The 20,751-nt window shown below is 73.1% G+C and carries 16 protein-coding genes; 5 read left to right on the top strand and 11 right to left on the bottom strand.

Annotated elements, in window-relative coordinates:
* Positions 1 to 16: 16 nt before the first annotated feature.
* Both CHF15_RS22050 and CHF15_RS22045 read right to left on the bottom strand, forming a co-directional pair.
* The gene (locus tag CHF15_RS22050; RefSeq protein WP_089225572.1) at positions 17 to 3,418 is read right to left on the bottom strand and encodes a glycosylhydrolase-like jelly roll fold domain-containing protein; all 3,402 of its coding nucleotides are present in this window, start codon (positions 3,416 to 3,418) and stop codon (positions 17 to 19) included.
* An 89-nt stretch (positions 3,419 to 3,507) separates the two neighbouring features.
* Entirely contained in the window at positions 3,508 to 6,105 is a 2,598-nt protein-coding gene (locus CHF15_RS22045) for a glycoside hydrolase family 127 protein (protein ID WP_089225571.1), read from the bottom strand.
* Between the two features lie 517 nt (positions 6,106 to 6,622).
* Here CHF15_RS22045 and CHF15_RS22040 point away from each other — a divergent pair.
* Entirely contained in the window at positions 6,623 to 7,528 is a 906-nt protein-coding gene (locus tag CHF15_RS22040; protein WP_089225570.1) for an oxidoreductase, read from the top strand.
* Between the two features lie 26 nt (positions 7,529 to 7,554).
* On the opposite strand, the gene CHF15_RS22035 is transcribed toward CHF15_RS22040, so the two are convergent.
* From CHF15_RS22035 to CHF15_RS22020, 4 genes are all read right to left on the bottom strand, one after another.
* Positions 7,555 to 8,481 carry a universal stress protein gene (locus CHF15_RS22035; protein ID WP_089225569.1) on the bottom strand — a complete coding sequence of 309 codons (927 nt, stop codon included), beginning with the start codon at positions 8,479 to 8,481 and terminating at the stop codon, positions 7,555 to 7,557.
* 449 nt (positions 8,482 to 8,930) lie between these two features.
* A complete protein-coding gene (locus tag CHF15_RS22030; protein WP_245938957.1) occupies positions 8,931 to 9,491 on the bottom strand; it encodes a hypothetical protein in 561 nt (186 codons plus the stop codon).
* Between the two features lie 85 nt (positions 9,492 to 9,576).
* Positions 9,577 to 10,464, bottom strand: a complete 888-nt coding sequence (locus CHF15_RS22025) for a universal stress protein (protein ID WP_089225568.1) — start codon at positions 10,462 to 10,464, stop codon at positions 9,577 to 9,579.
* 74 nt (positions 10,465 to 10,538) lie between these two features.
* Complete coding sequence (locus CHF15_RS22020; protein WP_089225567.1) at positions 10,539 to 11,111, bottom strand: Rv1733c family protein; 573 nt, start codon at positions 11,109 to 11,111, stop codon at positions 10,539 to 10,541.
* 236 nt (positions 11,112 to 11,347) lie between these two features.
* Here CHF15_RS22020 and CHF15_RS22015 point away from each other — a divergent pair, with 236 nt between their 5' ends.
* A complete protein-coding gene (locus tag CHF15_RS22015; RefSeq protein WP_089225566.1) occupies positions 11,348 to 12,256 on the top strand; it encodes an alpha/beta fold hydrolase in 909 nt (302 codons plus the stop codon).
* A gap of 161 nt (positions 12,257 to 12,417) precedes the next feature.
* Here CHF15_RS22015 and CHF15_RS22010 read toward each other — a convergent pair whose 3' ends face one another.
* The 3 genes from CHF15_RS22010 to CHF15_RS44985 form a co-directional block, all read right to left on the bottom strand.
* Positions 12,418 to 13,524, bottom strand: coding sequence for a type III polyketide synthase (locus CHF15_RS22010; RefSeq protein ID WP_089225565.1), 1,107 nt, complete (start codon positions 13,522 to 13,524; stop codon positions 12,418 to 12,420).
* A 359-nt stretch (positions 13,525 to 13,883) separates the two neighbouring features.
* Complete coding sequence (locus CHF15_RS22005) at positions 13,884 to 15,089, bottom strand: cytochrome P450 (protein WP_089225564.1); 1,206 nt, start codon at positions 15,087 to 15,089, stop codon at positions 13,884 to 13,886.
* A gap of 216 nt (positions 15,090 to 15,305) precedes the next feature.
* Positions 15,306 to 15,461: a DUF6131 family protein gene (locus CHF15_RS44985; protein ID WP_018557825.1), complete on the bottom strand. Its 156-nt coding sequence runs from the start codon at positions 15,459 to 15,461 to the stop codon at positions 15,306 to 15,308.
* A 625-nt stretch (positions 15,462 to 16,086) separates the two neighbouring features.
* On the opposite strand from CHF15_RS44985, the gene CHF15_RS21995 reads away from it, so the two are divergent.
* Both CHF15_RS21995 and CHF15_RS21990 read left to right on the top strand, forming a co-directional pair.
* Complete coding sequence (locus tag CHF15_RS21995; RefSeq protein ID WP_245938967.1) at positions 16,087 to 17,448, top strand: glycoside hydrolase family 16 protein; 1,362 nt, start codon at positions 16,087 to 16,089, stop codon at positions 17,446 to 17,448.
* Between the two features lie 153 nt (positions 17,449 to 17,601).
* On the top strand, positions 17,602 to 17,808 hold the full coding sequence (locus tag CHF15_RS21990; RefSeq protein WP_089225562.1) for a hypothetical protein: 207 nt from the start codon (positions 17,602 to 17,604) through the stop codon (positions 17,806 to 17,808).
* 122 nt (positions 17,809 to 17,930) lie between these two features.
* Here the strand turns inward: CHF15_RS21990 and CHF15_RS21985 are convergent, their stop codons facing one another.
* Complete coding sequence (locus tag CHF15_RS21985) at positions 17,931 to 19,157, bottom strand: MFS transporter (RefSeq protein ID WP_089225561.1); 1,227 nt, start codon at positions 19,155 to 19,157, stop codon at positions 17,931 to 17,933.
* A 364-nt stretch (positions 19,158 to 19,521) separates the two neighbouring features.
* Positions 19,522 to 20,409, bottom strand: coding sequence for a GNAT family N-acetyltransferase (locus CHF15_RS21980; RefSeq protein ID WP_089225560.1), 888 nt, complete (start codon positions 20,407 to 20,409; stop codon positions 19,522 to 19,524).
* Positions 20,410 to 20,510: 101 nt separating this feature from the next.
* On the opposite strand from CHF15_RS21980, the gene CHF15_RS21975 reads away from it, so the two are divergent.
* Positions 20,511 to 20,744, top strand: coding sequence for a hypothetical protein (locus CHF15_RS21975; RefSeq protein ID WP_089225559.1), 234 nt, complete (start codon positions 20,511 to 20,513; stop codon positions 20,742 to 20,744).
* Positions 20,745 to 20,751: the final 7 nt, after the last annotated feature.

The raw sequence follows: 20,751 nt of genomic DNA, 5'->3' as shown, positions 1-20,751 counted from the left end.
CGCGGTGGACGGCACGTCAGATCCGGCGCAGGGTGGCGGTGACCTCGCGGTACGGCCGCAGGGTCACCGGGCCGAGGAGGCCGGACGGCAGGGGCTTGTTGCGCTCGTTCGAGAGGGTGTTGGACACCCGCACCGTCAGGGTGTTGCGGCCCGCGCGCAGCAGGTCCGTCACATCGGCGGTGTACGGGGTCCACAGCAGCGGGGGCAGCTCGGTGCCGTTGACGGTGACCTGGGCGACCTCCCTGACCTGGCCGAGGTCGAGGCGGAATCCGCGGCCGTCGAGGGTGCCGGCGTCCAGGACGAGTTCGGTGGTGTAGACGCCGCTGCCGGAGAACAGCGGTTCCACGGCGGTCCAGCTGCCGAGCGGGCCGGTGACGGGGGTGGCCCCGGCGCGCTGCAGGGTGAGCGTCCAGTCGCCGGCCACGGGGACGGGCGCGAGCGGGTCGGTGACGCTCACCGTGCCCCGGTAGGTGCGGCCGCCGTCGGTGCCGGTGAGGACGTGGTCGCCGGGGGCGTCGAGGACGGCGGTGACGCGCAGGGTCTGTCCGGTGGCGGTGACGGAGGCGATGGACGCGGCGGGCAGGGTGCTGTCGGTGAGGTGCGGCCGGGCCTTGCCGCCGGCGCGGACCACGACGGCGAGGGTCTCGTACGGGGCGAGCCGCAGCGGCAGGCGGACGCCGCCGTGCTTCTGCTGCCGGTGGACGGGCGCGGGGCGCACGGTGCCGGTGACGGGGTCCCAGAGTTCGGGGACGCCGTCGGCGGGGAGCACGGCCACGGTGTCGACCGGCGCGGCGCTCTCGTTGTTGAGGAGGAACGCGACGTCCTTGCCGCGGGTGGTGCGCAGCACGCGTACGGCCGGCGCCTGCGGTTCGAGGACGGCCGCGGCGACTCCTGCGTCCCGCGCGGCGTCCCCGAGGTCGGCGGTGCCGGCGACGCGGACGGCGGTTCCCGCGCCGACGCGGCGGCTGCCCGGGACGGCGTCGCCGAAGAGGGCGGTCAGTGCCCGCTCCAGGGTGCGGTCGCGGCCGTCGGCGTCCTCCTGGGGAAGGGTGCCGACGGCGACGACGGTGCCACCCTGCCGGGCGAAGGCGTCGAGGCGCGCGACTGCGGCGGCGTCGAGGGTCGGGGTGACGGGGAGGACGGCGAGGTCGTAGCCCGCCTCGCCGACGACGAGCCGTCCCTGGTGGACGCGGGCGTGGGCGAGCAGTTCCGGGTCCCCGGACAGGGCGCCCTCGTGGACGAGGTCGAAGTCGACCTGCGCGCTCTCCAGCGCGTACGCGGCGTCGGTGAAGGCGCCGTCGACCTCGCCCTGCCGGGTGGTGCCGCCCCACTGCTCGGCGGCGCGCTGCGGCTGGATCAGGGCGGTGCGGGCGCCGGAGGTGCCGCGGGCGACCTCCATGACGCGGCCGATCCAGTCGGCGATCGGCTCCATCGCCCACCACCAGGGCGCGCGCGGGCCGAACGGCGGCGGGAAGAAGACGCGCTGCTCGTCGGTCCACAGGGCGTGCAGCACGGTGAGGTTGACGCCGCGGGCGGCGTTCGCGCCGACCAGGGCGCGCACGAAGTCCGGGGCGACCTGCCAGCCCATGTTGCCGAAGCACTCCAGCAGCGCCCGGTCGCGGCCCATCTGGTGGGCGACGCTCACCGGGTTGCGGGGGATCATGGTGGGCTGTCCGGCCACGTACTCGGCGGTGATGATGTCGCCGCCGGGCACCTGCGCCCACTGGTGGACCTTGTGCAGGTCGCCGGTGGAGACGATCCGCTTGGAGGGCGAGGTCTCGTCGTACAGCGGGTTGGTGATGAGCGCGACGCCGCGCTTCTCGTACCACTGTGACTGCTTGCGGAAGTAGCCGGCGAAGCGGTCCGAGACGGCCTGCCAGTAGCGGCCCCGGGTGATACGGCCGGTGCGGCCGAGGTCGTCGAAGGCCGTCGCGTAGGCCGTGCCGGGCTCGGTGCCCGTCCTGCGCAGGGCGGCGGCCAGGGTGGGCGACCACGGGAGGCGCTTGAAGTGGGCCTCGGCGGAGGCGAAGAACGGCTCGTCGTCCCAGAAGCCGGGGATGACGTTGCCGAAGTAGCGGGCGAACCTGCGGTGGTACTCGCCGGGCACGATGTCGAGGAAGAGCTCGACCGGCTCGTCGTCGAGGAGGTCGACGTAACTGCGGCTGTAACCCTGGGAGTCGTCGACCAGCGGGGTGCCGCCGAACACGTCGATCAGCCAGTCGCCCTCGGGGACGCGCCAGGTGCCGCCGTCGCCGAGTTCCCCGGTGAGTTCGACGAGCTGGTCGCCGGAGGTGGCACCGACAGGGCGGGCGGCGGCCGCGACGGGTGCCGCGGCGCCGGCGGGCGCGATCCGGGCCGGGAAGTCGCCTGCGGCGGCGGGGTCGTCGAAGGCCGTCCTGGTGTGGAGGGCGGTGCCGTCGGCGGCGGTCACGACCAGGCTCGCCCACAGGGCGCGCTGCGTCCCGGTGGCGCGGACGCCGACGCCCCCGGCGGGGTGCGTGGTGTCGGTGACGGTGCCCTTGGCCTTGCCGTCGAGGGTCACGGTCAGGGTGGAGCCGCTGACGGTGACGGCGAGGGTGTGGAACTTGGTCTTGTTGAAGCCGTCGGTGCGGGTGGAGCGGGCGAGTTCGACGGGGTCGCGGTCCTTCGCGAGGAGCGAGACGGTGACGACGCCGGTCTGGTCGAACTCGACGGCGTAGCCCGCGCCTCCGTCGGCGGCGGCCCGTACGACGAGTCCGGCGGCCACCTGGTCGGCGCGGGCGCTGCCGGTGACGGTGTAGTCGTGCCACTCCTCTCCTCCGCGCAGCACGGCGGCGCCGCCCAGGACGGCCGCGTCGGCGACCAGCGAGGTGGTGTCCACGCCGACGCCCGTGGTGGTGCGCAGGTCCACGGTGGCGGGGCCGGAGACGACGGTGCTGGACCGCCACAGGGCCTTCAGCCGCAGGTCGGGGCGGGGCGGGTAGGTGCGTGAGCCGACCTGGCCACCCTTGACGATGTACTCGCCGGAGCGGCCGCTGGGGAAGTGGTCGTCGTTGAAGATCCACACACGCATGCCGGTCTTCTCGGCGGTCTCCAGGACGTGACCGACGATCGCGAACCATTCCTCGGTGAAGAAGACCGGCTGCATCTCCGCGTTGTCGAAGGGGAAGAGGACGACCTCGTACATCCCCTTGTCCCGCAGGTCGGCCATCTGGGTGTCGACGAGCTCCGGGGTGACGGGGCCGTTCCAGTACCAGTAGACCGTCGGGCGGCTGTCCTTGGCGGGGTCGGCGAAGCGTGCGGGCGACCAGGTCGCCTCCGCCGCGCCGTGGTGCTGCTGCGCGGCGTACGCGGGGAGGGGCAGGCCGGACGCCAGCGCGGCTCCGGTCACTCCCGCGGCGGCCACGAAACGGCGTCTGGACAGGGGGAATTCAGGCATGGCGGTACTCCGTGAGGTGAGGGCGGGGGAAGGCGGGAGGGCGGGGGGGGAGGGCGGGAGGTCGGGCCCTGGCGCTCTCGTCGGCCGTGTCAGGGGGTCGCGAGGGCGGCGACGTCGGCGGGCGCGAGGGCGCGGTTGTGCAGCCGGAAGCCGGCGACCGCACCGGTGAGGTAGGGGTGCGTGGGGTTCTGCGAGCGGCCGAGGTAGTTGTGCGTGGTCGTGCCGAGCAGCAGCGGGCTCGCGGCCATCGCGGGGTTGCGGCCGGCCTCGGCGCCGTCGACGTAGAGGACGCCGGTGCGGTCGCCGAGGGTGAGCGCGACGTGCGCCCAGCGGCCGGCGGGCAGCGGGCCGGCGGCGTCGACGACGTCCTCGGCCTCCATGCCGGCGATCTTCAGGGCCGCCCGGGCGCGTCCCGCGCCGGTGCGCGGGGTGAGGAACAGGTAGGTGTCCTTGTGGTAGCCGAGGTCGAAGACGCGGGCGGAGTTGACCAGGACGTCCACCCGCACCCACATGCTGACGGTCAGTTCGGACAGCCCGGCGGGCAGCGCAGGGGCCAGTGCGACATGGCCCCCGGCCCCGTCGAGGGCGACGGCGGCCCGGCCGCCCGGTCCGTCCGCGGTCCAGGAGGCACCCGCGGTGAGCGCGGCGGGGGCGAACGTGCGCGTGGTGTCGGAGGAGGTGCTCCCGGCGCCCTCGTCGAGGGGGTAGCGGGCCACGTCGCCTTCGCGGCCGGGGCGGGGGGCGACGGCCCAGTAGACGCTGTAGTTCTCGTGGTGGACCTGGTGGAACGGCTTGAGGGTGATCGCGCCGCCGTCCGCCTCGGCGGTGAACACGCCGTCGGCGCCGCGCACGGGGCGCAGGGTTTCCGGCCGGATCTCCGGGATCGTCGTCAGTTCCGCCGAACCGTGCGTGCCGGCCAGCACGAGCGGCCCGTACGACACCGAGCGCACCTGCGGGTTGTCGGGCGCGGGGCGCCACACGGGTTCGCGGGGCAGGGTGAGTTCGACGGTGTCCCCGGCCCGCCAGCGCCGGTCGAGGGTGAGGTGGCTGCCGGGCTCGACGCGGCCGGTGTAGGGGTGTCCGGCCACGCGGACCCGGGGCCGTCCCGGGCCGTCCGCCAGCCAGCCCGGTATCCGGACCTTGAGCGCGAAGCGGCCGCCGCCCTCGGCGACGGTGATCCGCACGGTGTCCGCGGAGACGGCGTGCTGACGGATCGTCACCTTGCCCGTCGCCCCATGGGGCCGCCAGTCCGCCTCGGAGGGGATGAAGAGGTTGACGTAGAGCGCGTCGGCGGACCGGAAGTAGATGGTGTCGGCGAACTTGGTGTGGGTCTCCAGGCCGGTGCCGTGGTCGCAGGAGAAGTTGTCGTAGTCACCGCTGTAGCTGCCGGGTGCCGCCCCCAGCCCGCCCTTGGGCTGCCGGTGCGAACCGGCCCACAGCCCGGTGTAGTAGGTGACGAAGCCGTGCTCGGAGTCGGGGTCCTGCTCGCCGAGCATCTGGTTGTACAGGGTCCACTCGTAGTGGTCCATGTAGGCGGTGCGCGACGGTTCGTGCAGGAACAGCTGCCGGCCGAGCTTGAGCATGTTGTAGCTGTTGCAGTTCTCGCAGGTGTTCTCCGACAGACGGCTCACGATCTCGTCCGGGGGCCCGAAGAACTCCAGGTTGGAGTTGCCGCCGATGGCGTACGTGTGGTGCTCCACGACCGTGCGCCAGAAGGTGCGCGCGATGTCGAGGTAGCGGCGGTCCCCGGTGGCCTCGTAGCTGTACGGCGCGCCGACGATCTTGGCGATCTCGGTGTTGGCGTGGCGGCCGGCGAGTTCGTCGCGTCCGGCGGCGAGCGGCGCGTAGAGCTCCTCGTGGTCGAAGCGGCGGGCGGTGCGCAGGTGCGCGGGGTCGCCGCTGAGGAGGTGGAGCCGGGTCAGGACGTCGTTCATCCCGCCGAACTCCACCTTGAGCACGGACTGCATGCGCTCGTACGGCAGCGGCGCGGTGCGCGCGTCCGCCCAGGCGGCCATCCCCAGGAGCACGGTCATGGCCTGCTCGTCGCCGCTGAGGGTGTACTGGTCGAGCAGCCCGGCCATGATCTTGTGCAGGGTGTAGTACGGCGCCCAGGGCTTGCCGCCCGCCTCCAGGCTGTCGAAGACGGACTCGGGGAAGGCGGACAGGTATCCGTCGTGGAACCCGGCGCCGGGCGAGGCGGCCTGGCACTCGGCGAGCGCGGCGACGAGGACGCGGGCCTTGTCGGCATAGACCTGTTCGCCGGTGCCGGCGTGGGCCTGGGCGAGCGCGGACAGCAGGTGCCCGGTGGTGTGGCCGCGCAGCTGGACGTCGGGGGCCTCCCAGCCGCCGCAGGGCTCGGCGGACGAGGGCAGTCCGACGTTGCGGCGGAAGGTGTGCAGGAGCCGGTCGACGTCGACGAAGCGCAGATAGGCGCTGGTGCGACGCATGTTGTCGAGGAAGGGGCTCGCCAGCAGGCGTACCGCGGACAGCGGCAGCGGGGCGAGCCTCGGACGCGCGGCGGGCGCCGGCCCGCTCCGGTCGGCGACCGGCGGCTCGGGGGCACTCGGCGCGGCGGCGGCGGGGACCGCCTGGACGGCCTGGGCCGCCACCGACAGGGTCGCGGCCGCGGCGGCGCCGGCGGTCAGCACATTCCTGCGGGACGGCTGGGAGGGGTGTGGTGCGGACATTCTCGGAACTCCTTCCGGGCACGGAGGAGTACCACCGGTCGGCGGCTGTCCGGCGGTATGCGGCCGTGGAACGCGGTTGCCGGGCAGCCCGATGCCCGGCCACTGGCCTGAGAGCGAATGAATCGTTTTTAGAGCCAGCGGCAACCTAGGGTGACTTCGCGGAGACCGTCAAGGGCCGCCGGGCATTCCAAGGGACGTGGGGTCACGTCCCCGACGGACCGTCACAAATGGCTGGAGAAGGGGCATCAGGACGTCGGGGATCCACCCCAGGAGCTGGCGGAGCGGCTTCCGGTGCCCGGCGTCTTGTCGCGGCGGACGCCGCCGCGTATGTTCCTCCCCGTCGCGCACTGAATCGTTCAAGTCCAAAAGGGAGGCAGCAAGCGCCGTCACTGTCCCGCACCGGGGTTCACGGGCGGCAATGGGCACGGCAGTGGCCACGGCAGCGGACACCCCGCCGCTGTCCTGCAGTGTCAGGCGCCGGGGGATACTCCGGAGCGGCGAAAGGAATCAGTCACCCATGACCACTGACAGGATCTCCGCGGCCGCCGCCGGCACCTGGCTCCTCGGCGACATGAAGGTCAACCGGATCGGCTTCGGCGCGATGCGGCTGACCGGCAGCGCCGCCTTCCACCTCGGTACGCCCAGCGACCGAGACCGCGCGATCGGCGTGCTGCGCCGCGCCGTCGAACTCGGCGTCGACCACATCGACACCGCCGCCTTCTACTTCTCACGGCTGCGTTCGGCCAACGAGCTCATCAACTCGGCGCTGGCGCCGTACCCGCGGGATCTTGTCATCGCCACCAAGGTGGGGCCCGCACGGGACGCGTCCGGGGAGTGGGCCACCGCCGCCCGTCCCGACCAACTGCGCGGCCAGGTCGAGGAGAACCTGCGGCAGCTCGGCCGCGACCACCTCGACCTGGTCAACCTCCGCTTCATGGGCGGCACTTCCGTCGCCGAGCACTTCGGCGCCCTCTCTGAGCTGCGCGACGCCGGGCTCGTCCGCCACCTCGGGCTCTCCAACGTCCGTCCGGAGCACCTGGCGGAGGCGCAGGACATCGCCCCCGTGGTGTGCGTCCAGAACCGCTACGGCGTCGACGCCCGCGACAGCGACGGCCTGCTGCGGGAGTGCGGTGCCCGGGGCATCGCCTTCGTGCCCTTCTTCGCCATCGCCGGCGGGGGCCGCGAGCGCGGGCCGGACGCAGGAGGTGCCGAGAGCGACGCCGTGCTCGCCGTCGCGGCCGCCCACGGCGTCTCACCCGCACAGGTGCGGCTCGCGTGGACGCTCGCCCAGGGCGACCATGTGCTCGCCATCCCGGGGACGGGCGATCCGGAGCACCTGGTCGACAACGTGGCGGCGGGCACGCTGCGGCTGACGGACGAGGAGACGGCGCTCATCGACGCGGCAGGCCGCCCCGCCCGCTGACCCGGGCCGCGCCGGGGCGCCCGGGGTCAGTCGTGCGGGACGACCGCCACGGGCGCCTTGGCGTGGTGCAGCACGGCGTGCGTCACCGGGCCGACGTGCAGCCCGGCGGCCGCGCGCCGGACACGGCGGCCGACGACGACCAGCGAGGCGTCGGCCGCGGCCTCGATCAGGTGGTGCGCCGCCCCGCCGGCCACGGAGTGCTCGACGACGTCGACGGCGGGGTACTTGGCCCGCCACGGTGCCAGCACCTGGGTCAGCGCCTTCGCCTGGGCGCCGGTCAGCTCGTGCTCCAGGTCGAGGGCGATGGCCGCGGGGTTGTAGCCGTAGGAGGCCGGCAGGTTCCAGCCGTGGACGACGCGCAGGCCCGTCCCGCGCAGCATGGCGGCCTCGAAGGCGAAGGCCAGCAGATCGTCGTGGGGCCGGGCCAGGTCGATGCCGAGCACCACGTCGCGGAAGGGCGTGTACTCCGAGACCAGCCCGTCGAGGTCCGGGCGGTGCTCGTCGTCGCCCTTCTCACCGGCCCGTACCAGGACGACGGGCCGGACGGCCTGGGCGACGGTCGCGGAGGCCACAGAGCCGACGAGGAACCCGGCGAGCGCGCCGAGGCCGCGGGAGCCGAGCACCAGCAGCTCCGATTCCTCGGCGGCGGCCGCGAGGGCCGCCGCGGGCTGCCCGCTCACGCGACCGGCGGAGATCTCCAGGTCCGGATGGCGCCCGGCCAGTACGGCGGCGGCCTCGCGCGGCACGGACTCGGCCCACTGCTGCTGGACGTCGGGGTCCACCGCGGCCACCGCACCGGCCAGCGGGGCGTAGACGGAGCTGTACGGCTGCCACTCGTGGACGTGCACGAGCCGCAGCGGCAGCCCGCGGCGCAGTGCCTCGCGGGCGGCCCAGTCCGCCGCGGCACGGCTCTCGGGCGATCCGTCGAGACCGGCGGTGACCGTACGGGACATGAGGTGCCTCCTGGCGAACGGGACGAAGGGCATGGGCTGTTCGCCCCCAGCTTCCCGCCGGCCGCGGGCCCCGGGCAGGGGCCGCCGGGCCCGGCCGGGGGCCGATCGGCCCATGGGCCGCGGCATGCGTCGTCCGGGACAGTGGGAGCAGGTCACCGCTGCGATCAAGCGTACGGGGGCGGATCCGGGCGCGGCGGCAGGGGGTGACGCAGCCGCGACGTACGGCGGGACGCCGCCGCGACCGGGGGCATCGGGCTCCGGTTCTCCGGCCACCGGGGACCCGGGCCGGCCGTCGAGGAGGCGGACGAGGCGCCGATGCTCGAGATCGCCCCGGACCCGGACCGCCGGCAGTCGACGCGGGTCCCGTTCAAGAGTGCGGGGCCGCCACCGTTCGACCGGAGCGTCCTCAAAGGGGGTGGGCGTCGGCTGAAGGGCGGGGCAGGAGCGACCTACCAGTGGCTCCAGACCTCTGCCGGATTGATGTCCCAGGAGGAACCCGCGATCTCCCCCGTACGGAAGAACACAGCCCAGCTCACGGCGGTATCGCCTGCTCGCTGCGCGCCCCGGTCGAAGTCGAGGCCGGGCCAGCTCAAGTCGCCCGACAGGCTGAACCAGATGCCCTCCCCGCGCTCCAGCGCCCGCGCCTCCATCTCCGCGGAGAGCTCTGACGGCACGCGGCCTATCAGGCGAACGCCCCGGAAGGTGACCTGCGGACCCCGCAGCCCGTCGACCAGCACGCTCGTCAGGCCCACGCCCTCGACGAAGTAACACTTCACGGCAGGTCGACGCTCGTCCGACGCGGTCCTGCGAAACTCGACACGCCACTGCGCACGCTGTGGGTTCCAGCGATCGATCGCTGTCTCCATGGCGGTGAAACCGTGCTCCTCCATCGTTGCGACGGCATCCTGCCGATCGGTTCCGAAGCTCAGCGGGCCGACGGTTTGCCGGGGGGAGTACCCCCACTGCTCCCGCTCGGAGTCCGCGAGCACCAGCCAGTAGTCCATGGTCATGGCCTCATGATCGCCCGTACGGCTCCGCGGGCGCGGCCTGTTCGGCGGCCGCGGCGTGTTGAGACGTCGGTCGTGCGCGCTGCCCTCACCGCGCGGCGGCGGAGCCCCGCACCACGGCGACCGGGCAGTGGGCGTGGTGGAGCAGCGCCTGGCTGACGGAGCCGAGCACCAGGCCGGTGAAGCCGCCCCGTCCCCGCGCGCCGACGACGAGGAGCTGTGCGGTCCGGCTCGCCTCGATGAGGGTCTCGCGGGTCCCGCCGCGCACCGCCTTCGTACGGACCTCGACGCCTGGGTGGGTCTCCCGCCGTCCCGCGATCGCCTCGGCGACCAGGCGTTCCTCGGTGCGGGCGAGTTCGCCCGGCTCGCTCGCGTACGGCATCGCGGGGTCCTGCGGCGGCGGCACCGGCGTGTGCCAGGGGGTCCACGCGTGCAGGGCGAGGAGTCCGGCGCCGCGCAACGCGGCCTCGGCGAAGGCGAAGTCGACCGCGTCCGCGCCGGCCGGGGAACCGTCGACGCCGAGCAGGACCGGGCCGCCGGCGGCCGGCTGCTCCCGGACCACCATGACCGGGCACTGGCCGTGTGCGGCGAGGTGCACGGCCGTCGAGCCCAGCATGAGGCCAACGAAGCCGCCCATGCCGCGGGATCCCACGACCACGAGTTCGGCGGCGCGCGACTGGGCCTCCAGCACGGTGAGGGGCTCCCCGGTCATCACGGCGTGGGTGACGTCCACCTCCGGTGCCGCGCTCCTCGCACGTTCCACCGCCTCCGCCACCACACGCTGCGCCGCGTGCCGCAGGCCGCCCTCGGGCGGTCCGAGGCCGGAGGGCCCGAGGGGCACGTGCATCGCCGGCCACAGGAAGGCGTGCACCACCCGCAGTCCCGCGCCGCGCAACGCGGCCTCCCGGGCCGCCGTACCGACGGCGGCGAGGCTCGAGGCCGAGCCGTCCGCTCCTACGACCACCAGGCCGCTCACCGCGCCTCCTCGTCCGCCCTGCCGATCTGCCGATCTGCCGATCTGCCGCTCGTCCGCCTCGGGTCCTCCCGGGCTCAGGCCCTGCGGTGGCCCCATGAGGGGCCGGTCTCCTCCCACTCTCGGGCCCATGCCGCCGCGCGATGGCGGTCGATCCGCAGGCGGACGACCCACCGTCCGGCCAGGACCAGCGCGCAGGCGCCGGCCGCGGCGACCGTGCCGAAGACCACTCCCTGGGCCTCGGCCTGCGCGGGGGTGAGCCGGTTCTGCTGCAGGCGGCCGTCCGCGTCCAGCCAGACGGTGGCGGGGGATCCCGCGGGGCTGCCCGGTTCGACGCGGGCCAGGCCGGTCCGGGTGGAGCCGTCGGGCGCGGTCCACCGGACGGGGGTGAGGACCTTCCCGATGGAGCCGGTGTACGGGTTCTCCACGGCCCTGGCGGCGTCCTCGGTCAGGAAGGCCGTCGCCAGGTGGGTGCCCTGGCTGCGCCGGAGCTCGGAGTGCTCCACCGCGACCGCCGTGGCCGCGCCGGCCGCCGGTGCCCCGGCGGCGATCAGCAGGGCGGCCGCCACGCCCGTACAGGCCTCCACGACATCGCAGCGGCGCCGCAGCGGATTGCGGCGCCAGCGCCAGAACACCGCCCTGCCGCCCATGGCCGTGCTCCCTTCCCTGTCCGACGACCGTCGCACGCGCCGGCGCTCCCGCAGCAGGGGCCGCACGGATCATTTCCGCCGCAGGACGGGGCCGACCGGCCCATCCGTGCGTGCTCGCCCGGCGCTCCCGGCGCCGTCGCCCCGGATGTGACGACCGTCACCCTCGGGCGATCGAACTTCACGTGCCGCCCCGCGTCCTGTCGGTGTCCTCGACACCTTCCGGATACGGAGTACCGATGCCCACCCCCCTGACCGGCCCCCTGTCCCCCGGTACCCACACCTTCGAGGTGGACGGGGTCGTCCAGCGCTACCACGTCCACGGCACCGGCCCGGTGTGCATCGCGCACTCGGGCGGGCCGGGCGTGTTCTGGGAGTACCTGCGCATGCCCGAGGTCGAACGGCAGCTCACGGTCGTCTACCCGGAGCCGGTCGGCACCGGCGGCTCGGGCCGTCTCCCCTCGCACCCGCACGGGTACACCCGTGAGCTCTACAGCCGGTTCCTGGACGCGCTCGTCGACCACCTGGGCGTCCCGCGCGTGCACCTCCTCGGGCACTCGCACGGCGGCTTCGTCGTCCAGTACCACGCACTGCGCCGGCCCGCGCGCGTCGCAGGGATCGTCCTGTACGACAGCGCGCCGATCACCGGCCCCGAGCACGGGGCCGAGGCGATGCGCATGGTCCAGGAGTTCGCCGTCCGGCACGCGGGTCACCCCGGTCTGCCGGAGGTCCTGGGGGCCCTTCAGGGGGTGTCCGCGATCTCCGACGACGTGGAGATGACGGCGGCCCTCAAGGGGCTGCTGCCCGCGTACTTCGCCGACTACTGGGGCCGGGAGGAGGAGTTCGCGCCGCTGCGCGCCGCGGTGGCGGGTACGCACATCTCGGGACTGGACGAGCATCTCGTCCCCGATCTCATCGACGACCGGGGACAGTTGGGGGCTCTCACCGTGCCTGCGCTGGTCGTGGCCGGCCGGTACGACGTGGTCTGCGGGATGCGGTGGGCCGGTGAACTGCACGAGCTGATCCCCCAATCGGAGCTGGTGGTCCTGGAGAACAGCGGGCACTTCGGCCACCTCGAGGAGCCCGGGCGCTTCGCGGAGGCGGTGGTGGGCTTCGTGACCGCCCGGGAGCGGGTGGTTCCCGCCTGACGGTCCGGTGGAACGGGTGCGACGCGGCGGCCGCGTGGCCGCCGCGTCGCAAGCCCGTACGGGCCTCACCCGGCCGTCGGGGTCCGGGCCGGCCGGTGGCGGGGACGCTGTGGCGTCCCCGGTCACCGCCGGCCCGGACCGTCGCCCGCCGGGGCCGCGGCTCAGGTGATGACGTCGTACTCCCCGTAGGAGTGCTGGGGCGTCATCGTGGAGTCGAGCCCGTTGGTGACCCATGTCCCCAGGACCATCTCCGCGGTGATGCCCGGGCCGAAGCCGGCCAGCAGTCCGCGGTGCCCGTCGAGGGCGGAGCCCTCCTCGAACATCCGGTACAGGGCGTCGAGGACGACGGCGCTCGCGATGTTGCCGTACTCGGTCAGCGTGGCCCGGCTGAACCGGAACGACTCCGGCGGGACGCCGAGGAAGCGGCACAGGTCGTCCAGGATGCGGGGGCCGCCGGCGTGGATGATGTAGTAGTCCAGCTTGGCGGCGTTCCAGGCGTGGTCCTCGGCGACCTGGCGCAGTACCGGTGCCAGGGGCTCCATGGTGCCGGGCACGCGCTTGTCGAGCTGGAAGTGGAAGCCCGTCTGGCGCACCGCGTAGGAGATCCACTCCTCGGTGTTCGGGATGAGGTAGGAGGCGTTGCGCTCCAGCCGCATCCCGGTGCCGCCGCTGCCGCGGACGACGGCGGCGGCGATGCCGTCGCCGAACAGCCCGTTGGAGAGCAGCGTTCCGACGCTGAGGTCCGTGGGCTGGTAGCACAGCGAGCAGAACTCGCATGCCACGATCAGGGCGTTGGACTCGGGGTACGCCGTGCAGAAGTCGTGGGCGCGGTTGATGGCCGCACCTCCCGCCGCACAACCGAGCTGCGCGATCGGCAGTTGACGGGTGTCGTGGCGGAAGCCCATCTTGTTGATGAGCCACGCGGTCAGCGAGGGCATCATGAAGCCCGTGCACGACACGTACACGATGATGTCGATGTCCTCGGGCTCCAACTCGGCCTGGTCGAGCGCCTTTCGCACGACGGCCGGTACCCGTGCCTTCGACTCCGCCTCGTAGATCTGGCTGCGTACGTCGAAGCCCGGGTGTTTGAGCACCTCTTCGATCGGCTGGATCAGGTGCCGCTTCTGAACGCCCGTGTTCTCAATGAGCCTGAGGGTCAGGCCGAGTTGCGGGTGGTCCTTGTGCAGCCGTCGTGCCAGCTCAAGCGTTTGTTCGCAGGTGATAACGTTGTCGGGAACCGAGATCACCGGCTTGCACAGAACAGCCATGGGTGGCTCCATTTCCTGCCCCTCGGCGGGCTATGGTCCATCTGGTGCGCTGCTCCGGGATTTCCGGAGCAGGCCCGTACCTGTCACGAAAATGCGGTAGGGGGTACGGGCGCATTCATCGGCGCACCCACAGGGGACTTTCAGGAGGTCCCGGCAAAAGTCGGTTCACAAGAAGGGACCGGCCGCTGTCGAAGTGGATTCATGGCCTGTTCAGATTTGCGTCCACCAGGAAAACGTACGTCACTTGGGCGGATTCCGCATGTCGGAGCGGCCCGCACCCGCGCTCACAAGGGACGACGTGACGAAGCCGGCCCCGCACCCGTGAGGGGTGCGGGGCCGGATCGGCGCCGGGGGGCGGTTCACCAGGCGACGTGCAGGGCCACCGGGTAGCGCCAGATCGACGTGGCGCTCCACCGCACCTCGTCGGCCGGCTTGGCCAGCCTCAGGTCCGGGAAGCGGCGCAGCAGCTCCCTGAAGGCCACCTGGAGCTCCATGGTCGCCAGCGGCGCGCCCAGGCAGTGGTGGCCGCCCCAGCCGAAGGTCATGTGGGGCGTGCCGGTGCGGTCCAGGTCCAGCTCGTCGGGGCGGTCGTACTTCTCGGGGTCGCGGTTCGCGGTCAGGTACGAGACGTGGACGACGTCACCGGCCCGGATCAGCACGCCGCCCATCTCCACGTCCTCGACGGCGATCCGCGGGATGCCGACGCCCTTGCGGAACGGGATGTACCGCAGCATCTCCTCGATGGCCTGCGGGATGCGGTCCGGCCGCTCGCGCAGCATGGCCAGCTCCCGCGGGCGGGTGAGCAGGGTGTACGCGATGTTGCCGATCTCGTTCGACGTGGTGTCCTGGCCCGTGATGAGCAGGACCATGGCCATGACGGCGAGTTCCTTGTCGTTGAGGATCTCGTCCCCGTCACGGGCGGTGGCCAGCACGCTGACCAGGTCGTCGCCCGGGCGGGCGCGCCGTTCGGCGGTGAGCTTGGTGAAGTACTCCCGCAGGTAGGCCTTGGAGTGGACGGCGGCGTCCCGGTTGTCGGGGCTGAAGTCCATCATGGTGCGGGCGTGGCCGCGCAGCTCCCAGCTGTCCTCGTCGGGGATGTCGAGCACCTCGCAGATGGCGGCCAGCGGCAGGGGCGCCGCCAGGTGCTCCACGAGGTCGGCCGGGGAGCCGCTCTCCTCCATGCCGTCGAGCAGTTCGGCGACGACCCGCTCGATGCTGGGGCGCATGTGCTCGACGTTCCGCGGGGTGAAGCCCTTGGAGACCAGCGAGCGCAGCCGGCTGCTGTCCGGCGGGTCCATCACGTTGATGGCCTCGTCCTGGACGATCGGCTCCGGCGTCATGCGGGGGAAGTCCTTGCCGACGACGGCGGCGCGGCTGAAACGCCGGTCGGTCGTCACCGTCCGCACGTCCTCGTACCGCGTGACGAGCCAGGCCTCACCCTCGCCGTGCGGCAGCTTGATGCGGGAGATCTGATCGTTCTCCATGAACTGCTTCAGCTGCGGGTCGAACTCGAGGGCTTCGGCGAAGTCGAAGGGGCAGTTGTGCGCGGAGGAACCGGATTCCATGCGAATACTCCAGTGCACCTGGGCGTCGGGGGGACATATCACAACCAATCCCCAGCGCGCGCCGGTGACCACTGCAGGCGGCCCATCCGGGCGACCCCGGCCCCGGGCGGCGCGGATGGGCCGGGTGGGCCGCGCCCCGCCCGCCCCGTCCGTGCCCATGAGGGCGCCGCGCCCCCGGGGACTCAGGGCGCGGCGCGAACTCGGGCTCACCGGCCGTCAGTAGTAGTGGCGGCGCCCCGCGACGGCGTGCCCCATGGCGCCCAGGACCCAGAGCACCAGGCCGATGACCACGAGGATGACTCCCAGGGTCCACAGGATGGAGATTCCGGTCAGGAATCCGATGATGAGCAGGATGATGCCGAGGATGATCATGATGCACTCCCTTGCTCGGCCCTGGTCGCCGTTGCCGCGTCCCGGGCCGGACACGCCTCGGGGCGCGGCCCCGGGGCGTTGACCGCGCGGTCCGCGGTCGCGCCCGGCCCCGTTCGGACGGGACCGGGCGTCGACGTCGCCCGCCGTCCGCGCCTGCGGCACGGATCTGCCGGCTTCGCATTCACGCCCATTCGTACACGGATCGGCTACCCGGCTCCTCGCAGTTCATGACCGCGGGATTCGACCGGTGTGGCGCCGGCCGGGTTCACGACCTCACCTGAGAGAGCGCTCTCAACAGCGCGAACGCAGTCAGAGCTGCATCCTGGGCGACCCTCAACACCCCTGCGCTGACTGTCACTTCGACACCGCAGCGCAGCGCGACCCGCCCCCGCCCGCCCCCACCGCCTCCAAGCAGTGAAGGCAGGAAACCGTGTGGGACTTCTTTTGTTCCATGTATTGACCGCGGTTCGCCCTGGCGGGAAGGTGTTCCCGCCGGATGAGAGCGCTCTCAAAGGCTCTCGGACCTGAACCGCACCCTTCCCCGGCACCGATCCCGAGGAGGCATCACCCCGTGTCCGCGCGAACGACCACCGGCAGGCGGTACGCCGCCAGACCGCTCACCCTGATGGTGGCCGCTGCAGCCACCGTGACCGCGCTCTGCCTGGGCCTGCTCGGCTCGGCCAGGGCCGCCGTCCCGACCGCACCGTCCGGCTGGACCACCGTCTGGAGCGACGACTTCAGCGGAGCCGCCAACTCCCTCCCGTCGAACGACAACTGGATCATCGACACCGGCACCAGCTACCCCGGCGGCGCCGCCAACTGGGGCACCGGCGAGGTGCAGACCTACACCTCCAACACCGCCAACCTCCGCCAGGACGGTTCGGGCAACCTGCGCATCACCCCGATCCGGGACTCCGCGGGCAACTGGACCTCCGGGCGCATCGAGACCCGCCGCAGCGACTTCGAGCCCCCGTCGGGCGGCAAGCTCCGCATCGAGTCCCGCATCCAGATGCCGAACGTCACCGGCGCGGCCGCGGCGGGCTACTGGCCGGCCTTCTGGACGCTGGGCGCGCCGTACCGGGGCAACTACTGGAACTGGCCCTCCATCGGCGAGTTCGACCTGATGGAGAACGTCAACGGCGTCAACCAGGTCTGGGGCACCCTGCACTGCGGCACCAACCCGGGCGGCTACTGCAACGAGACCAGCGGCCTCGGCGCCACCCGGGCCTGTCCCGGCAGCGCCTGCCAGGGCAACTTCCACACCTACGCGTTCGAGTGGGACCGCAGCGTCAGCCCGCAGCAACTGCGCTGGTACGTCGACGGTGTCCAGTTCCACTCGGTGAACGTGAACCAGATGGACGCGTCCACCTGGAACGCGGCCACCGCCCACGGCCACTTCATCCTGCTCAACGTCGCGATGGGCGGAGCCTTCCCCGACCCGGTGGCCGGGTACAAGACGCCGACGGCCTCCACCGTCTCGGGCGTGCCGATGCTGGTCGACTACGTCGCCGTCTACAGCTCCGGCGGTGGCGGCACGCAGCCCCCGACGTCTCCCCCGCCGACCGGGAACACGGGCAGCGCGTACGGCACCCTCCAGGCCGAGTCGTACACGCAGCAGGCCGGCACCACCGTGGAGAACACGACCGACAGCGGTGGCGGCCGCAACCTGGCGTCGCTCGCGAACGGCGACTGGGCGCTGTACTCCGGCGTCGACTTCGGGACGACCACGGCCCGGCAGTTCAAGGCCCGCGTCGCCTCCGGGGCCGGGGGTGGCGTCAGCGGTCTGGTCGAGGTCCGGCTGGACAGCCGGAGCAACGCCCCGATCGGCAGCTTCTCCGTCGGCAACACGGGCGGCTGGCAGAACTGGACGACGATCCCGGCCAACATCTCGGGCGTCACCGGCAAGCACGACGTGTACCTCACGTTCACCAGCGGCCAGCCGGCCGACTTCGTGAACGTCAACTGGTTCACCTTCAGCACGACCTGACACCCCGCCGCCCGCGGCGCCCCGGCCGGCACCTCCCCCGGCCCGGCCGCCGCGGGCGGCACCGTGTCAAGCCCCGGTCACGGCAGCCGGCCTCCGCCAAGTGGTCGCCGCAGGCACCTGGCCCGGTGCCGCGCAGTGAGCCATGCTCCCCGCATGTGGATCCTCTGGGCACCGCTCGTACTCGTCGTCGCACTCGCCTCCTGGGTCGGCTGGAAAGCTCGTCGGCACGGCGGGCGTCCCTTCCGCGACGGCGCGGCCATGTCGCGGGACGTACGGGACGCCCGCCGCGACATCCGCGCCTGGAAGGCGGGGTCCCTGGGGCACAGCGGCCAGGACATCTCCTGGATGAAGCGTCACTGACCCGAGCACCCCGGTCCTCGGCGGTGCCCCGGCACGAGCGGGACCGGGCAAGCGAGGCCCGGGCAGCGAGGCCCGGGCGGCGAGGCCCGGGCCGGTGCTCGCCGTGGCGGGGCGGCAACCCGTCACAGCGGTTCCGCGCGCGACTGCGCTCCCCGCGGACTGCGCAGCAGACGCAGCCCGGCGAGACTCTGGAGTGCCATCGCGGCGGCGGCCGCGGTGGCGACCGTGAAGCCGCCACGCGACCCGAGTGAGTCGATCGCCCAGCCGGACAGTGCCGCCGCGGCGGCCGTGCCCGCGGCACTGGCGGAGCCGAGCCAGGAGAACGCCTGAGTCAGGACGGCCTGGTGGACGGTCGACTCGGTGAGCACGGAGCAGAGCACCAGAAGGGGTGGCACCGTGGCGCCGGTCAGCACCACCACCAGTCCGAGTCCGAACGGTGAGCGGACGGTCGGCAGGAGCAGGGTACCGAGCACCAGCGCGGTGGTCGCCACCAGCAGTTGCACCGGAGGTGTGGCCTGCCACCGGCGCAGCCCGTACAGCCAGCCGGCCAGCAGTCCGCTGCAACTGGAGACGGCGAAGACCGGGGAAGCGGCGCTCGGTGCACCGTGCTCCACCACGAAGGCGGTCACCGAGACCTGCATCGCGCCGAAGAAGACCCCGAGGGCGAGATTGAGGCCCATGAGTACCAAGACCCCGCTGCGCAGCAGCGACCGGCCCGCAGGGGCGTGGGTGCCCGCGCCCGCCACCGGCGAGGGCGCGCTGCCGCGCTGCGCCGCGAAGACCAGGCCGCCGACCACCGACAACGAGGCGGCCAGGACCGTGCCGGCCACCGGATGTCCGGCCGCGGCGAGGGCGCTGACCAGCGCCGGGCCCACAAGGTAGGCCACCGCGTTGCCGAGGGACTCCAGCGCGAAAGCGGTGGGCAGCTCCGCCGACCGGCCGGTGCGCAGCAGTGCCGCCCAGCGTGCCGCGGACATCGCGCTGAGCTGCGGAACGCTGGCTCCCACCAGCGCACCGCCCAGAAGCAGAAAGGGGGCGGAGGCATCCGCGGAGACCAGGGACACGAGGACAGCCACCGCAAGGGCGTGGGCGAGAAGTGCGGGCGGGAGGATCCGGGTCTGCCCGAACCGGTCCACCAGCCGCGCGAGTTGGGGCGCCACGAGCGCGTCCGTCACCGCGAACCCGCCGCTGACCAGGCCGGCCGAGGCGAAGGTGCCGGTCTGGCCGTGCACGAGCCAGACGATGCTGAGGCTGGTCATCGCGATGCCGACGCGTCCGAGCGACGCCGGAAGGAAGAATGCCGCGGCGCCCGGGGTACGCAGCAGGGAACGGTAGTTCGCCGATGACACGGCGAGTCCCTTTCGCTGCCCGGCGGGACGGCCCACCTGGGTCGTCGGTGCCCGGATGTACCGACCTGTGGTCGCCGCCTGGAACCGTCCAGTGTTGGCGCGGAGAGGGGGCACGCGCCCCGCACCGACTCCATCACCGGGCAGAAGTCCTGATGTGCTGTTGGTTGTTGTGATCGCGGCGATTCTCGCCGCCAGGGCGGGCGATGTCCATCACGACACGGATGGGGTCCGTCCCAGCCAGGTCCGACCCACCGGGACACCGCACTACGAGGTGAGGCAGTGGACCGGATGCCGCGGGAACCGGGCGCCTCGGACCCCGCCCGGCTGAGCGGCGCCGAGCGTCAGCTCCCGGCCCCCTCCACGTTCATGCCGGTCGACGGGCCTCCTGGACGTCCCGGCGCCGGTCCCGGACTTCGGGGCGCGGCCGGAAGCCGGCCGACGCATAGGTGGCGACGGCGGCGGCATTGGAGCTCGGGGTGCAGACGACCGCGCTCGACGAGCCCAGGTCCCGGAGTGCGGCCGCGGCCGCGACGCTGATCGCCTTGCCGTAGCCGTTCCCGCGGTGCTCCCGGTGCACGCCCATCGGCTCCAGCAGTCCGGGTCTGCCCGGGCCGGCCGACCACACCGTCACCGCCGCCACCGCGTCGCCCCGGTCGTCGTACGCGACCAGGCACCGGGCGTCGGCGTACGGCGATCCGCCCGCCATCGCGTGCCAGTACTCCTCCGTGAACCGCGACCCGTCGAACGACGCCCGCTGCACGGCGGCCCGCACGCCCGCACGCTCCCGCCCGATCACCTCGATGCGCACGCCCGGGTCCTCCACCGGCTCCGTGAGGTCCCGGCGCAGCGGCGTCCACGGCACATCGGTGCCCCAGCCGGCCTCGGCCAGCAGATCCTGGACCAACGCGTCCGCGGGTGCCTCGACGTACGCCTTCCCGGCCGGCAGCACGCCCCGCGCGGGCTCCGCCAGATCGACGACCAGTCGCCGGGCCAGCTCCTCGTCCCGCCGGACGTCCGGCGCGATCGTGAGGCGCAGCAGGTCGGTGCCGTCCAGGAGCCCGACGCCGAGAATCCGCCCACCTCTGCTCCAGGTCCGTACCGCCGCGGCCGTTGCCTCCGCCCCGAACCGCCAGAACCAGCCCAGGTCCCCCGGATGCAGCTGCGCCGGCGCCCCGTCGTACTGCCACTCCCGCAGCGCGCCCGCGGCCGCGCCCAACCCGTCGACTCCCGGCGTGCCCGATACGATCGCCATGCCCCCGATCCCACACCACCGCGCCGTCCTCCCGCACCCGGTTTCCCGCCGGGGCAGTCTCCGCGACGTGGAGAATGAGCACCGCAGCGGGAGGGAGCACGATGACTGCTTGGTTCAGGGCGGTGTACGACCTCGGGGTCGGTGTGGCCCTGATGTCGGTGGCGTTCGATGTGGGCGCCGTCGCTGGGCGGCTTCACGGCCGTCTGGCGCGTCGTCCGAGGGTCGGCGCCGTCGTGACTCCCCTGGTCCTGAGGGCCACATGCGCGGTCCTCGGTGCGATCACGGTGGCGGTCGGTGCCGTACGCCTGGTGGCCTGGTACCGCGTCACGGCGTAGCTCCCGG

The sequence above is a fragment of the Actinacidiphila glaucinigra genome (genome assembly GCF_900188405.1).
Taxonomy (GTDB): Bacteria; Actinomycetota; Actinomycetes; order Streptomycetales; family Streptomycetaceae; genus Actinacidiphila; species Actinacidiphila glaucinigra.
Note: the sequence above shows the minus strand (reverse complement) of the source record. Positions and strands in the feature narration are given on the sequence as shown.